The following is a 13258-nucleotide window of genomic DNA, read 5'->3' as shown; positions in this document are numbered from 1 at the left end:
GTCTCTTATTCGGCCTTCTCGAAGGCGGCGCTGATGCGCAGGGTCACGTCGTCACCGACCACGGGCACGTACTTGGTTACGCCGAATTCCGAGCGCTTGATCGTGCCGCTGGCGTTGAAGCCGACGGTATAGGCCTTGCTCATCGGGTTGACGCCGCCGGCATTGAAGCTGGCCTTGAGCGTCACCGGCTTGGTGACGCCGTGGAAGGTCAGGTTGCCGGTCACGTCGGCGGTGCGCTCGCCGGTACGCACGACCTTGGTCGAGACGAACTGGATCGTCGGGTAGGTCTCGGCGTCGAACCAGTCCGCGCTGACCAGCTCGCCGTCGAGCGTCGCATTGGTGGTCGAGACAGTCGCGACCGGGATCGTCACGGCCACCTTGGCCTTCTCGATTTTGGCGGGGTCGATCGACAGTGTGCCGGTGACATCGGCGAATTCACCGAACCAATCGGAAAAGCCGAAGTGGTTGACGGCAAAGCCGACGCGGGTGTGCGAGGTCTCGACATCGTAGTTGCCGGCCTGCGCCGCGGCGGGCGCGGGATCGGAAACCTGCGCATTGAGGACCACCGGCGCGGCGGCCAGCAGGGCGACGGGGAGCAGGACGGACTTGAACGTGAACTTGGTCATGGCTGAAACTCCTCAGGCAAGCTTGGCAATGGCGGCCTTGCCGTCGGCAATGGCACTGGCAGCGGCGTCGGGGCCGAAGGCCATGCCCTCGGCGGTGGCGACTTCGACGTCGGTCACGCCCATGAAGCCAAGCAGCGTGACGAGGTGCGGCACGGCGAAGATCACGCCGGCCTCGTCATCGTACTTGCCACCGCGGGCATGGGCGATGACCGCCTTCTTGCCGGTGACGAGGCCCTGGGCGCCCGCCTCGGTGTACTGGAAGGTGGTGCCGGCGCGCAGGACGTAGTCGAACCAGGCCTTGAGCGTCGAGGGCATGCCGAAGTTGTAGAGCGGCAGACCGAAGACCAGCACGTCGGCGTCGAAGATCTCGGCGATGAGCTTGTCGGCGAGCGCACGGGTTTCGGCGAAGGCGGAACCTTCGGGTGCGGCGCGACCGATACCGGCGAGCGAGGCCGAGGTGACGTGGGGAACCGAGTCGGCATCGAGGTTACGCTCGACGACCTGGGCATCCTCGCCCAGTTCGGCGAGATAGGTGTCGATCAGGGCGTTGGACACCGAGGCTTCGCCGGTGGCGGCGCTGCGGATCACGAGATACTTGGTCATGCGAAAACTCCTCTTGGGGGACTGGCGGTGCCTGCGGACGGGATCGCAGGCGCCAGGGCTTCGCAGGAAGCTTGTCCACCGAGATAGTCCGCCAGCTTTTGCATGACCATTGGCCAATACGGCATAGCATCCATGCAAAAACGGATGGACAAGCGCTGCACATCCGCGCCATGCTCCCCCGATGAACTGGGAAGACATCCGCACGTTCCTTGCCATTGCCCGCCAGCGCAGCCTTTCGGGCGCCGCGCGCGAGCTGGGGCTCAGCCAGAGCACGATGAGCCGCCGTCTCGTCGCGCTCGAGGAGCGCAGCGGGGCGCGCCTGCTGCTCAAGACCCCGCATGGCTATACCCTAACCCCGCTCGGCGAGACCGTGCTCGCCAATGCCGAGCGCATGGATGAGGATGCGATGGCGCTCGAACGCGTGGTGCAGGGGCGCGACGTCGCGCTGTCGGGGCTGGTGCGGCTGACCACGGTCGAGACCCTTGCCAACCGCCTGTTGCCGATCGCCGTCTCCGCGCTGCATGAGGATTTTCCGGGCATCACCGTCGAACTGCTCTCCGACACGCGCTCGCTCAGCCTCGTCGAGCGGGAGGCCGATCTTGCCATCCGCATGGTGCGCTTCGAGCACAACGAGCTGATCTCGCGGCGCATGGGCACGATGGTCTGCGCGCTCTACGCCAGCCCGGACTACCGCGCCGCGCATCCCCAGCCGCTCACCGAGCCGGGGCACGACCTCATCACCGTGATGGACGACATGGCGCACCAGAGCGAGGCGCGCTGGCTTGCCGAGAAGGTGCCCGAGGGGCGCGCCGTCTACCGCACCAACAGCCGCGACGCACAGGCGGCCGCGGCCGCACAGGGCATCGGCATCGCCTGCCTCCCGCAGTACACCGCAGAGCACATGGCCGGGCTCGAGCGCATTCGCGAGGCAGGCCTGGGCCCTGCCCGCGAGATCTGGCTCGGCGTCCACCGCGACTTGCGCGAGATGCCGCGCATCCGCGCCGTCATCGATGCCCTGGACGCCGCCTTCAAGGCCGAGCGCGGTCGCTTCGCCGTCGCCTGAAACAGGCCCGGCGCGCCGCCCGCCGCTCTTTGCAAGCCGCCAGCCGCTCTTTGCAAGCCGCACGCCAAACACCATATCGGACACGAAGGAGCCCTGCCATGAGCCAAGCCGAAAGCCGCATCGTCGTGTGCCCGCACTGCGCATCGTCCAACCGCGTGCCCACGGCCAAGCTGGGCGCGGGCGGGAAATGCGGGCGCTGTGGCGCAGCCCTCTTCACCGGTAGCCCGCTGACGCTGACCGGGGCCAATTTCGATGCCCATGCGCTCAAGGGCGACCTGCCGCTGCTGGTCGATTTCTGGGCAAGCTGGTGCGGCCCGTGCCGGCAGATGGCTCCCGCCTTCGCCGCCGCCGCGCAGACGCTCGAGCCGACGATGCGCCTCGGCAAGCTGGACACCGAGGCCGAGCAGGCGATCGCCGGGCGCTATGCGATCCGCTCGATCCCGACCATGGTCCTCATCCACAAGGGCCGCGAGATCGCCCGTCAGTCGGGCGCGATGCCCCCTCAGGCGATCGTGCAATGGGCGCAGGGCGCGGTGATGGGCATGGCGCGATAAGCAGCGCGCACAAGCGAAGGCGCGCTCACGGATCAATCCCTACAGCGGGTTGCACGGTCGGCCAAGCAGCTGAACTCGCGGCTTCCCCCTACGTAGCAAGCCCCGGACATGATAGGCATAACGCCATGATGATCGGAAAACCGAGACGAGAGAGAGGACCTGCCATGCCCGCTACAAAGCCGCTCGCCATGCTGGCGCTCGCCATTGCCACCCCGCTGGCAGCGACTGCCTGCACGCAAGGCAAGCCTGCCGAGAAGCCCCCTGCCAGCCCTGCCGCGCGCGCCATCGGCGAACCGCTCAGCTGCCTTTCGCTCTCGCGTTTCAGCAACACCCACGTGCGCGACGACTGGACGATCGACTTCATCGGCAGCGCAGGGAACAAGGTCTGGCGCGTGACGCTGCCGCGCCGCTGCACCGGGCTCAGGAGCGCGGACACCTTCACCTACGCCACCTCGCTCACCCAGCTGTGCCAGCAAGACGTGATCTACCCGCTGACCCGCGTGGGCAACAGCCTGCAACGCTCGGGCGCCTGCGGCCTCGCACCCTTCGTGCCCGTCGAACTGGAACGCTGAACGGGCCGCGCGCTCGCATCCGGGATGCGTTCAGACGTCGTCGGCGCTGATCATCTCGGCGCGGTCGATCTCGCCGGTCATCACCGCCACCGTCGTCGCCACGGCCGCATCGCCGCTGACGTTGGTGGTGGTGCGCATCATGTCCATGATCCGGTCGACGCCCGCGACGAAGGCGATAGTCTCGAGCGGCACGCCGACCGCGCCGAACACCAGCGCCATCATGATCAGGCCCGCGCCCGGAATGCCCGCCGCGCCGACCGCGCCCAGCGTCGAGAGGATCGAGATCACGAAGTAGTCACCCCAGGAGAGGTCGACGCCGAAGATCTGCGCGCCGAACAGCGTGGCGAGACCGAGGTACATCGCGGTACCGTTCATGTTGATCGTCGCGCCCAGCGAGACCACGAAGCTGGCGACCGAGTTGGAGACGCCGAGGTTGCGCTCGGCGCAGCGCAGCGTGACCGGCAGCGTCGCGTTCGACGAGGCAGTCGAGTAACTCACCGCCATGGCATCGACGATACCGCGGAAGAAGTCGCGCACGGGCAGCTTGGCGAGGAACCTGATCATCGCCGAATACATCACGAAAATGATGATCAGGCAGCCCAGGTAGTTGAGCCCGACCAGCTTGGCGAGCGCGATCAGCGCATCCTGTCCCAGCGTACCCGCGACCCATGCCATCAGCGCGAAGACGCCGAAGGGGGTCAGTTCCATCACCACCATGGTGACCTTCTGCATGACCACCGAGCCGGCGTCGAAGATCTTGATCAGCGGCTCGCCCTCGCGGCCCGCCATCAGGATGCCGATGCCGATCAGCATGGCGAAGACGATCAGCGGCAGGACCTGCGCGTCGGCCATGACCTGCACCGGGCTTTCGGGCACGAGCGAGAGCACCATGTCGACCGGCGTCGTCGTGCTGGGCGGCGGGGTCGCGCCCATCTCGATCCCGGTCATGTCGATGCCTTCGCCCGGCTTGATCAGCGTACCGAGCGCGAGGCCGAGCCAGACCGCGATCTGGCCGGTGACGACGAACAGGACCATCGCCCGCCCGCCGACCGCGCCCAGCTTACGCAAGTCGCCGATCGCGGTGATGCCCGAGACCAGCGAGAAGAAGATCAGCGGGACCACCAGCATCTTCACCGACTTGATGAAGAAATCGCCGATCCACTTGATCGAGGCCGCGTCCGGCCCCCAGAGCATGCCGGTCACCGTGCCCAGCACGAGGGCGGCGATCACGCGCTGCCAGAGGGGAATGCCAAACCAGAAACGCGCCATCATGTGTCCTTCAATTCGCCACGGACCGCGAGAGCCTCTCGGCACCGGGTCGCCCACGCTCGCAATCGCGGCGCGGTTTTTCAAGCCTTCAGAGCAGCTTCAACAACAGTGACGTAGATTCGCGCCAGTCCCTCAAGGTCCGCGACGGCAACCGCCTCGTCGCGCTTGTGCATCGTCGCGTTGCACAGGCCGAACTCGATCACCGGGGCCATGTCCTTGAGAAAGCGGGCATCCGAGGTGCCGCCACCGGTCGAGAGCTCGGGCTCGATGCCGGTTTCGGCGCGGATCGCATCGGCGAGCAGCGTCGAAAAGACACCCGGCTCGGTGAGGAAGGCCTCGCCCGAAATGACCGGTCGCGCGATACCGCCGTGCTTCTCGGCAATCGCGCAGACCCGCGCGCCGAGCTCGGCACCGGTGTGCAGATCGTTGAAGCGGATCGAGATTCGCGCCGAAGCGCGCGCCGGGATGACGTTGTGCGCCGGATTGCCGACGGTGAGGTCGGTGACCTCGAGATTGCTCGCCTGGAACCAGTCGGTGCCCTCGTCGAGGACGATCGCGTCGAGTTCGGCGAGCATCGCCACCAACTTTGTGATCGGGTTGTCGGCGAGGTGCGGATAGGCGACGTGGCCCTGCACGCCCTCGACATCGAGGAAGATGTTGACCGAGCCGCGCCGCCCGATCTTCATCATGTCGCCGAGGCGATGGACCGAGGTCGGCTCGCCTACAAGGATGAGATCAGGGTTCTCGCCGCGCTCACGCATGAAATCCATCAGCGCCAATGTGCCGTAGCGCGCAGGACCTTCCTCGTCGCCGGTGATGACGAAGCTGACCGTACCGGCATCGGCGGGCACTTGCGCGACGGCTGCGACCATCGCCGCGATCGAGCCTTTCATGTCGACTGCACCGCGTCCGTAGAGCAGGTCGCCGCGCAGTTCGGGCGCAAAGGGCGCGCTGGTCCAGCCCTCGCCCGGGGGCACGACGTCGAGGTGCCCGGCAAAGGCGAAGTGCTTCGATCCTGCCGGGCCGCGGCGGATCGCGAAGAGGTTCTCGACCGGACCGTCGGGCGCCTCGCCCGCGAGGAAGCGCGAAACCTCGAAGCCGAGCGGCGCGAGCTGGCTCTCGAGGCAGTCGAATACCGAGCCGGTGGCAGGCGTGATGCTCTCGCAGGCGATCAGCGCATGGGCGAGCGCGAGGACACCGGGGACGGCAGGGTTCGAGGCAGCGGGCGGGCTTTGGATGTCGGTCATGGGCGAGCGCCATCGCACAAGCTCGCGTGCTTGGCCATAGGCGGCGGGTGCGCACGATGCGCGAGGCTCAGGCCACCTAGAGAATGTCGGCCAGCCCGGCGAGGCCCTCGCGCAGCCTGGCGAGGGCCTGCGCCTTCAACTGGTGAACGCGCGGGACGCTGACCTGAAGGACCTCGGCAATCTCGGCGAGGTTCAGTTCCTCGACGAAATAGAGCGAGACGACGAGGCGCAGGCGTTCGGGCAGCTGCGCGATAGCTTCGACAAGGGCCTCGCGCGTCTGTGCGTCGGCGAGCAGGTCGTGGCTGTCGGGCGCATCGTCGGCAAACGCCATCGACTGGTCGGAATAGACCTCGTCGATGGCATCGAAGCGCAGCGGCTGGCTGGAATCGCGCAAGGCCGCAAGCTCGCCCTCGTCCATGCCGAGCGCGCGGGCGAGTTCGGGAAGCTCGGGCTCGCGCCCCAGTTGCCCGCGCAGTTCGCTGGCCTTGGCCTCGATCTGGCGGCGCCGCTCTGCCGCGCCGCGCGACATAGGCACCGTGCGGCGCAGCAGATCGACCATCGCGCCGCGAACGCGCAGCTTGGCATAGGCGGCGAAACCGTCCTCGGTGGGGCCGGAATGCTTCTGCGCGCACTCGGTGAGCGCGACGAGCCCGGCCTGCATGAGGTCCTCGAGCTCGATCCCGGGACGGCCCGATCCGTGGATGTGCCAGGCGAGACGGCGCACCATCGGCAGGAAGCGTCGCACCCGGTCGCCGACATCGCCCTGATAGGCCCCGGCCACGCGCCCGGCACCCGGCAGGTGCGCGCGTGGAGGCGCAGCGTTCGGCGCGGCACCGGGCTTGGCGAAGTCGGACTGGTCCTGCTTCATGCCGCCATCCCCTGCGCGCCCTCGGGCGCGGGCAGGCCGGGCGCATGGACCGGCTGCGGCGGCGCGCCGATCACGTCGATCACCTCGATCGGCTGGGTCGGCGGCAATTCGGCGATCGAGAGCACGAGGCACGAAGGCGCGCGCGGCCGCAGCAGCGAGGCCAGGGCACGGCGCGCGCGCGGTTGCACCACCAGCGCCAGCGGTACCGCGTCGGGCCCGCGCTCGTCGGAGAGCTCGGCGATGCGCTGGCCGATCATCGCGGCAAGGTCGGGCTCGATCACCGGCTGGCCGCTCGCCGGGTCCTGCATGCCCTGCACGATCGCGCCCTCGAGACCGGCGTCGAGAGTGATCACCGGCAGCCGCACGCCGGGTGGACAGGCCCGGCTGACGATCAGCGCGCCGAGGTCCGCGCGCAGGAGATCGACGAGGCGGTCGTGCTCGAGCGTCTGCTGCACCGCGCGCGAGAGACTGGCGAGGATCGGCAACGGGTGGGCAAGCGTGATCCCGTCCTCGAGCAGCGCGCGCAGCAGCCGGGTGAGCGCGGCGAGCGAGAGCGGCTGGGGATGGATCGTCTCGACGAGGCCAGCCGAATGCTCCTTCACAGCATCGACCAGCGCGCGCACCTCGTCGGGGCCGAGCAGGTCCTGCGGGCGCTCGGTGAGCAGCTGGTTGAGGTGCGTCGCGATGACGGTGCCCGCATCGACGGTGAGGAAGCCCTCGGCGATGGCGTGGTCGCGTGCGGCAGGCTCGATCCACAAGGCGGGGCAGCCGAAACTGGGATCGCGGGTCGCCTCGCCGCGCAGGGCATGACCGCTGCGCGCCTCGCCCGCGTCGATGGCGAGCACCTTGTCGGCCCGGATCGCGGCGCCGCCAAGGTTCACCCCGCCCAGCACAATGCGGTATTCGTGCGGCGCGACGTCGAGCGCGTCGCGCACGCGAAACTGCGGGACGATGAAGCCGAAGGCCTGCGAGAGCTGCTTGCGCACCCCGGTCACCCGCGTCACCAGAGGCGAGCCCTGCCGGGTATCGACGAGCTGGACGAGGCCGTAGCCAAGCTCGATCGTCACAAGCGTGTGGTCGGAAACCTCCTCCAGATCGATGCGCGCCGGGTCGACCGGTTCGGGGGCTGCCTCCACCGGCAGTGCGGCGCGCGCGGCGCGCTGGCGCAGGCCGTGCCACAGCCAGCCGGAAAGCGCGGCGGCCGGCAGGAAAATGCTCTGCGGCATGGCCGGGATCATGCCAATGGCGCCGAGCACCACGGCCACCGGCAGCCACGTCGCGGGATCGGCGAACTGGGTACCGATCTGCCCTGCGAGGTCGCGCGTGTCGGAGACGCGGGTGACGATCACCGCCGCGGCGATCGAGAGCAGCAGCGAGGGCACCTGCGCCACCAGCGCGTCGCCGATGGCGAGCGTGATGTAGGTCTGCGCGGCATCGGCGGCGGTGAGGCCATGACTGATCATGCCGAGGCAGAAACCGGCGATGATGTTGACGCCAAGGATCAGCAGCGCGGCGATGGCATCGCCCTTCACGAACTTGGACGAGCCGTCCATCGAGCCGTAGAAATCGGCCTCGGTGGCGACTTCGCGGCGGCGCGCACGCGCCTCGTCGGCGCTGAGCAGCCCTGCGGCAAGGTCGGCATCGATCGCCATCTGCTTGCCCGGCAAGGCGTCGAGGGTGAAGCGCGCGGAGACTTCCGAGACGCGCCCAGCGCCCTTGGTCACGACCACAAGGTTGATGATGACGAGGATCAGGAAGACGAAGATCCCGACCGCGAAGTTGCCGCCGATGAGGAAGGCGCCGAAGGCCTCGATCACCTTGCCCGCCGCCTCGCCGCCCTCGTGCCCGTGGACGAGGACGACGCGGGTCGAGGCGACGTTGAGCGCGAGACGCAGCAGCGTCGCGAAGAGCAGGACCGAGGGGAAGGCTGAGAAGTCGAGCGGCTTTTCCGCATTCATCGCCGCCATCAGCACCGCCACCGAAAGCGCGATGTTGAGCACGAAGGAGATGTCGAGCACGAGCGCGGGAACCGGCACGATCATCAGCACGATCAGCGCGAGAATGCCCGCAGGCAGCGCCATGGCGGCAGGATCGTCGATGCGTTTCGTCAGGCTGGCGGGAATGAGGCTCACAACCCGAACCTCGCCAGCCGCGCATAGGCCTCACGCACGCCGCCGGGCAGCGCATCATCCGAAGCACCGAAGGTCGTGCGCAGCGTCTCGGCCATCGATGGGCGCGCCGCATCGCCAGCCTCGGGCAGGCCTTGTACCGCGCGGTGCGACGAGGCCGCGCGCGCGCCATGGAATTCACGCGCGAGCGGGCCGAGCGAGGGTGAAGGCGCGATGCCAGCAAGGCCGGAGTTGCCCACAAATACGCCCTCGCCTGCCGCCATCGCCGTCTCGACCTTGCCGCGCAGCAGCTCCATGACCGCGCCGAGCGAGCGTGCCTGCACACCTTCGTAGAAGATCGCGCGATTGGCAGCGGCGGCCCGTGGCAGGACGAGCGCGGCGCTCTGCGAGGGGTCCTGCGACAAGGCGGTGAGAAACTTGGTCGCGCCTGCCGCACCCAGGAAATGGGCAAGGTACAGCTCGGCAGCATCGGGCTCGCGGCCAAGTGCTGCCGAAAGTTCGCCCCGGTTGTCGCGCGCGAGCTCGGCGGCCATCTGCGCCGAGGCCCCGGCATCGTAGCGCAGCCCCATGACGCTCGCGCGCATGGCCGGGTCGGCAAGCCCTCCGCCCGCGATCGTGCGGCTGACCCAGTCCATGCCATGACTGCCGGCATGGCGAGCGAGCGTCTCGAGCCAGGTGGCATCGGTGAACTGGTAGAGCCCGGCCGCGCTGGAAGTTGCCGCGCGCGCCGAGGGATCGAGGCTCGATTCGATGCGCGCTTGCGCGAGCAGATAGCGAAAGTCGACACCGGTCGCGTCGGACGCGCGGGCGATGGCCGCCTGCGATGCACTGTCGCGCGCGCCGTGCATCTTCGCGCCGGACACCGAGGCAGGAGGAAGGCCGGAGGCAGAAGGAAGACGGGGGTCACTCAAGACGCGGCTCCGCGGGCATGATCATGCTCCGGCGGTGAGCAAGGGCCGTGCCAGACGCCCCCGCGCCCGGCCCCGCCACCGGCACGGCTCAGGCCCGCACACCCGCGACGGCATAGCCCGACCCGCCATGATAGAGCCGCGGCGAGCCGGTCAGCGCGTCGAGACGACGGCTGACGTTGGCCGCGAGCAGGTTGCGTACCTGCCGGTTGACCTCGTTGAGGCGCCGCGCGGTGTCGAGCATCGTGCGGCATTCCTCGTCGAGGTCGAACGCCCCTGCCATGCCCCCGCCGACACCCGGCGCGGCCGCGCCGAGCGTGCCGCACAGGCGCTCCTTGTCGCGCGTCGCCCCGACGATGCCGTCGAGGTCGAGCCCGGCAAGCGCCTGCCGCTCGCTCTCGAGCACGGCAAGCATCTGCCGCAAGGTCTCGCGCAGCTGGCCATGATGGCGTGTGCCGGTCGGCGTGATCGCCCGGGCGGTCATCACTTGGGGCTCCGCAGCAATACGCCCGCAGCTATGATGGCATCGGCGATACGCGTCGGGATCACCGGGTATGTGCCCGATTCGACCGCCTTGCGGATCACCGCGACACGATCGGCCTCGACCGGGGCCTCGCCCGCATCGAGCGCGCCGCTGGTCTGGACCGGGCTCGTCGGGGCGACGGCGGGGGTTTCGGTATCGGGTTGGCGCGTGGATGCGCCGGAGGTCGTGGCCTGCTCCTCGCCGCCCGCGGTGCGGGTCAGCCTGGCGCTGATCGCACCGACGGCACGGGCAGGTCCCAGTTCGATAGGTGCCATTACACCGCTCCTTGAGTTTGACTGCTCTCAGGACGGCGTGGTTCGCGGGCGTTTAAGCCAGCCTTGCGATTTTCTCGGGACGAGCCGGGTAAAACTGCGCAGTTTCAGGGAAACCGCCGCCCCGCAGGGAACCCTCAAGGCAGCGGTATCGCGACGAGGCCGGGCCTGATCACGCGCGCGCGCATCTCCTCGGCGCGCTGGCGCGAGGCGCTGGCGGGGCGCACTCTTATCCACTCGCCCACCGCGCCGCTCTCGAGCGCCTCGCCCGGCTGCGACACGGTAAAGCCCTGCCCGCTTACCGCGATAGCAACCGCATCGCCACGCGCGATGACGTCGGGTGCCGGAACAGGGGCGGCGGGTGCGGAGACCGCTGGGCGAACAACGGGAACGAACAGCCGCCAGCCGCCCGGATCGGGGCACTGCACCAGGACACTGTCCTGCCGCGCCGAGCGCCAGGTCAGCGCCAGCGGCTCTTGACAGAGCCGCAACCGGAGCCGCCGGTCGAGCGGGGTCTGCGCGCCGCCGACCGCGCCGACCGCAGCGCCGGTGAAGGCCGCGATACGCCGGTCGATCGCATCGAGGTCAGCAAAGCCTGCCCCGGCAGTGCCGGGCGCAGCGATCATCGCTATGGCGAGTACGAAAGTCATCTCGGTCCTTGTCCAGAGCCCCGACACTCGCAGCCTCGCTTGCAGATCCTGCTTAGCGCGACCTACGTGCCTGTGCGGATGGCGTGACAGGGTTAGAGCAAGCACCGTGCCACGTACCTTCGCGCCTTCGTGCCCCCTGATTTAGGGCGCACCGGATCGATCGAAGGCGAGCACTGCACGCAAAGGCGTCGCGCCCGATGCGGAGCCCAGCGGCTCGACGACGATGCGCGCTGACAGCCCCTGTGCTTCGGCTTCGTCCGCAAGCGAAAGCGCGCGGGCCATGACCGCGCTGCGCCTATCCTCGCGCGCGTAAGTGGCGGTGATCGTGAGCTGCTGGCGCGGGTCGCGGGTCTGTGCGGCCAGCCACTCTGCGAAAGGCGGCATACCGGGCTGAACGAGATAGACCGAGAGCCCCTCGCCGGGTGGCTGCGGCGATGCGGGCTTTACATCGGCAGGCATTGCGGGAGCCTTCGTATCCGTGCTGACCGCCGCGGCAGTGACCATGAACAGGATAAGCGAGAGATCGGCGAGCGAGGTCTGCCAGCTCATCGTGGCCCGCCCGCTCACGCGTCCTCTCCGGCAGCTTTATCGGCGCCCGCGTCGGCTTTCACCGGTGCGGGCGCGACCTCGGCGGCAGGCCTGGCCCGCTGCACCGGCCTGGCCTCGGGTAGCGGCATGCGCGGCAGGCCGAGTGCGGCCTGCTGTTCGAGCCAGTCGTAGACCGACTGGCGCGCGCGCTCCTCCTGCGCGGCGCGGCGGGCGACGAGGCGCGAGAGCGGGGCGAAGACCATGTTGCCGAGCAGCAGACCGTAAAGCGTTGTCAGCACCGCCATCGAGATCGCGCCGGTAAAGTCCCCGCCCGCGCTCGAGGCTGCGCCACCTTGCGGAAGTTGCGTGAGCGAAACGAGCGTACCGGCGAGCCCCAGCACCGGCGAGAGGTCGGCGGCCTGATTGAAGGTGCGCACCGCGCGCATGGTGCGCTCGGTGCGGCGGCGCTTGTGCGCGAGATGCGCGCTGCGCAGCGGGCCGAGCGAGCGCGCGGCGACGAGTGCGCGGGTCGCCTCGTCGAACTCGGCATCGCCGCTCTCGGACGCCTGCGAGCGGATGACGCCGTCGCGCTGCAAGTCCTGCACGTGACCGGCGAGCTGCGCGCGCAGGCGCGCGGCGCTGAACCGGCGGCGCAGCACGAGCCGGCGCAGCGAGACCAGCGCCGCGCCGGTATCGCCGATGCCACAGCGAAGCAGCGTCGCCAGCAAGGTTCCCCCGACCACGATCAGCGCGGCGCCGGGATCGGCGATGTCGGCAAGGCTGCGCGCCAGCATGTCGGGCGAGATGGTCGGGATGGGGGGATCAGGCGGAATGGACAATGTGCGCGTTCCTTTCCCCTCGCAGAACGGCACGCGCGCCGACAATTCAGCCAGGGGCGCGAATTTGCCGGACCAGCGGCAAGCGCTTGCCGCCCTGCTCTCTGCCGCCCTTGCCGAAGGTCGTCGCCCCCGCCTGCATACGCGCGAAACGCGCAGGCCTCACGATCTGGCACGCCCCTTGCGACACTGCGTCCAGTACGCGCCGCCCGACGAGGCTAGCGCACCAGACAAGCAAGGAAGGCGCGATGTCACGCGAGATCTTCGGCATTCACGGCAGGGCGCTCGAACTGCGTTCGCAGCGCATGGGCCTGATCGCCGCCAACATCGCCAATGCCGCGACGCCCGGCTACAAGGCGCGTGACATCGACTTCACCGATGCGCTCGCCCGCAGCGAGACCGGCACCGACCCTGCTTCCGCCGCCGAGGGCGCGCTGCGCTACCGCGTGCCGGTGATGCCCGCCCTCGACGGCAACACGGTCGAGCTGCAGAACGAGCAGCTCGCCTTCTCCGAGAACGCGCTGGGCTATTCGACCACGCTTGAATTCATCCGTGGCCGGGTCGACACGCTCAAGCGTGCACTGCGCGGAGACTGACGATGGCAGGGCCC

The 13258-nt window shown here is 69.0% G+C and carries 16 protein-coding genes; 4 read left to right on the top strand and 12 right to left on the bottom strand.

Annotated elements, in window-relative coordinates; translation table 11 throughout:
• Window positions 1–5: 5 nt before the first annotated feature.
• Both I5E68_RS04215 and I5E68_RS04210 read right to left on the bottom strand, forming a co-directional pair.
• Window positions 6–626 carry a YceI family protein gene (locus I5E68_RS04215; protein WP_197161041.1) on the bottom strand — a complete coding sequence of 207 codons (621 nt, stop codon included), beginning with the start codon at window positions 624–626 and terminating at the stop codon, window positions 6–8.
• Window positions 627–638: 12 nt separating this feature from the next.
• Window positions 639–1229 (bottom strand): FMN-dependent NADH-azoreductase, encoded by a 591-nt coding sequence (locus I5E68_RS04210; RefSeq protein ID WP_197161039.1) that lies wholly within the window; start codon window positions 1227–1229, stop codon window positions 639–641.
• Window positions 1230–1410: 181 nt separating this feature from the next.
• Between I5E68_RS04210 and I5E68_RS04205 the strand changes: the two genes are divergently transcribed.
• The 3 genes from I5E68_RS04205 to I5E68_RS04195 all read left to right on the top strand — a co-directional run bounded on the left by I5E68_RS04205 (window position 1411) and on the right by I5E68_RS04195 (window position 3418).
• Entirely contained in the window at window positions 1411–2292 is an 882-nt protein-coding gene (locus tag I5E68_RS04205) for a LysR family transcriptional regulator (protein WP_197161037.1), read from the top strand.
• A 98-nt stretch (window positions 2293–2390) separates the two neighbouring features.
• Window positions 2391–2846, top strand: coding sequence for a thioredoxin TrxC (gene trxC / locus I5E68_RS04200; protein ID WP_197161035.1), 456 nt, complete (start codon window positions 2391–2393; stop codon window positions 2844–2846).
• Window positions 2847–3010: 164 nt separating this feature from the next.
• On the top strand, window positions 3011–3418 hold the full coding sequence (locus tag I5E68_RS04195) for a hypothetical protein (RefSeq protein WP_228726817.1): 408 nt from the start codon (window positions 3011–3013) through the stop codon (window positions 3416–3418).
• A gap of 30 nt (window positions 3419–3448) precedes the next feature.
• Here the strand turns inward: I5E68_RS04195 and I5E68_RS04190 are convergent, their stop codons facing one another.
• The 10 genes from I5E68_RS04190 to I5E68_RS04145 all read right to left on the bottom strand — a co-directional run bounded on the left by I5E68_RS04190 (window position 3449) and on the right by I5E68_RS04145 (window position 12651).
• Window positions 3449–4687 carry a dicarboxylate/amino acid:cation symporter gene (locus tag I5E68_RS04190; RefSeq protein WP_197164531.1) on the bottom strand — a complete coding sequence of 413 codons (1239 nt, stop codon included), beginning with the start codon at window positions 4685–4687 and terminating at the stop codon, window positions 3449–3451.
• Between the two features lie 80 nt (window positions 4688–4767).
• Window positions 4768–5934, bottom strand: coding sequence for a succinyl-diaminopimelate desuccinylase (dapE, locus tag I5E68_RS04185; protein WP_197161033.1), 1167 nt, complete (start codon window positions 5932–5934; stop codon window positions 4768–4770).
• A 76-nt stretch (window positions 5935–6010) separates the two neighbouring features.
• Window positions 6011–6802 carry a sigma-70 family RNA polymerase sigma factor gene (locus I5E68_RS04180; protein ID WP_197161028.1) on the bottom strand — a complete coding sequence of 264 codons (792 nt, stop codon included), beginning with the start codon at window positions 6800–6802 and terminating at the stop codon, window positions 6011–6013.
• Window positions 6799–8883 (bottom strand): flagellar biosynthesis protein FlhA, encoded by a 2085-nt coding sequence (locus I5E68_RS04175; protein WP_197164529.1) that lies wholly within the window; start codon window positions 8881–8883, stop codon window positions 6799–6801. The genes I5E68_RS04180 and I5E68_RS04175 overlap by 4 nt, the downstream gene beginning before the upstream one ends.
• A gap of 47 nt (window positions 8884–8930) precedes the next feature.
• Entirely contained in the window at window positions 8931–9842 is a 912-nt protein-coding gene (locus tag I5E68_RS04170) for a lytic transglycosylase domain-containing protein (protein WP_228726816.1), read from the bottom strand.
• An 88-nt stretch (window positions 9843–9930) separates the two neighbouring features.
• The gene (locus I5E68_RS04165) at window positions 9931–10323 is read right to left on the bottom strand and encodes a flagellar protein FlgN (RefSeq protein WP_323982167.1); all 393 of its coding nucleotides are present in this window, start codon (window positions 10321–10323) and stop codon (window positions 9931–9933) included.
• A complete protein-coding gene (locus tag I5E68_RS04160) occupies window positions 10323–10637 on the bottom strand; it encodes a flagellar biosynthesis anti-sigma factor FlgM (protein WP_197161026.1) in 315 nt (104 codons plus the stop codon). Before I5E68_RS04160 ends, I5E68_RS04165 begins: the two co-directional genes overlap by 1 nt.
• A gap of 134 nt (window positions 10638–10771) precedes the next feature.
• Window positions 10772–11284, bottom strand: a complete 513-nt coding sequence (locus tag I5E68_RS04155) for a flagella basal body P-ring formation protein FlgA (RefSeq protein ID WP_197161024.1) — start codon at window positions 11282–11284, stop codon at window positions 10772–10774.
• 141 nt (window positions 11285–11425) lie between these two features.
• On the bottom strand, window positions 11426–11833 hold the full coding sequence (locus I5E68_RS04150; protein ID WP_197161022.1) for a hypothetical protein: 408 nt from the start codon (window positions 11831–11833) through the stop codon (window positions 11426–11428).
• A gap of 14 nt (window positions 11834–11847) precedes the next feature.
• Window positions 11848–12651, bottom strand: a complete 804-nt coding sequence (locus tag I5E68_RS04145; RefSeq protein WP_228726815.1) for a MotA/TolQ/ExbB proton channel family protein — start codon at window positions 12649–12651, stop codon at window positions 11848–11850.
• Window positions 12652–12896: 245 nt separating this feature from the next.
• Here I5E68_RS04145 and I5E68_RS04140 point away from each other — a divergent pair, with 245 nt between their 5' ends.
• The gene (locus I5E68_RS04140) at window positions 12897–13244 is read left to right on the top strand and encodes a flagellar basal body rod protein FlgB (protein WP_197161020.1); all 348 of its coding nucleotides are present in this window, start codon (window positions 12897–12899) and stop codon (window positions 13242–13244) included.
• The last annotated feature ends 14 nt before the right edge of the window (window positions 13245–13258 follow it).

Source organism: Novosphingobium aureum (genome assembly GCF_015865035.1).
Taxonomy (GTDB): Bacteria; Pseudomonadota; Alphaproteobacteria; order Sphingomonadales; family Sphingomonadaceae; genus Novosphingobium; species Novosphingobium aureum.
Note: the sequence above shows the minus strand (reverse complement) of the source record. Positions and strands in the feature narration are given on the sequence as shown.

Bases quoted from the DNA above. Each gene is read 5' to 3' on its own strand.
- I5E68_RS04165 (WP_323982167.1), bottom strand. From the start codon at position 10,323: ATGACCGCCCGGGCGATCACGCCGACCGGCACACGCCATCATGGCCAG.
- I5E68_RS04155 (WP_197161024.1), bottom strand. From the start codon at position 11,284: ATGACTTTCGTACTCGCCATAGCGATGATCGCTGCGCCCGGCACTGCC.
- I5E68_RS04190 (WP_197164531.1), bottom strand. From the start codon at position 4,687: ATGGCGCGTTTCTGGTTTGGCATTCCCCTCTGGCAGCGCGTGATCGCC.
- I5E68_RS04195 (WP_228726817.1), top strand. From the start codon at position 3,011: ATGCCCGCTACAAAGCCGCTCGCCATGCTGGCGCTCGCCATTGCCACC.
- dapE (WP_197161033.1), bottom strand. From the start codon at position 5,934: ATGACCGACATCCAAAGCCCGCCCGCTGCCTCGAACCCTGCCGTCCCC.
- I5E68_RS04150 (WP_197161022.1), bottom strand. From the start codon at position 11,833: ATGAGCTGGCAGACCTCGCTCGCCGATCTCTCGCTTATCCTGTTCATG.
- I5E68_RS04215 (WP_197161041.1), bottom strand. From the start codon at position 626: ATGACCAAGTTCACGTTCAAGTCCGTCCTGCTCCCCGTCGCCCTGCTG.
- I5E68_RS04140 (WP_197161020.1), top strand. From the start codon at position 12,897: ATGTCACGCGAGATCTTCGGCATTCACGGCAGGGCGCTCGAACTGCGT.
- trxC (WP_197161035.1), top strand. From the start codon at position 2,391: ATGAGCCAAGCCGAAAGCCGCATCGTCGTGTGCCCGCACTGCGCATCG.
- I5E68_RS04180 (WP_197161028.1), bottom strand. From the start codon at position 6,802: ATGAAGCAGGACCAGTCCGACTTCGCCAAGCCCGGTGCCGCGCCGAAC.
- I5E68_RS04210 (WP_197161039.1), bottom strand. From the start codon at position 1,229: ATGACCAAGTATCTCGTGATCCGCAGCGCCGCCACCGGCGAAGCCTCG.
- I5E68_RS04160 (WP_197161026.1), bottom strand. From the start codon at position 10,637: ATGGCACCTATCGAACTGGGACCTGCCCGTGCCGTCGGTGCGATCAGC.
- I5E68_RS04205 (WP_197161037.1), top strand. From the start codon at position 1,411: ATGAACTGGGAAGACATCCGCACGTTCCTTGCCATTGCCCGCCAGCGC.
- I5E68_RS04175 (WP_197164529.1), bottom strand. From the start codon at position 8,883: ATGGCGCTGCCTGCGGGCATTCTCGCGCTGATCGTGCTGATGATCGTG.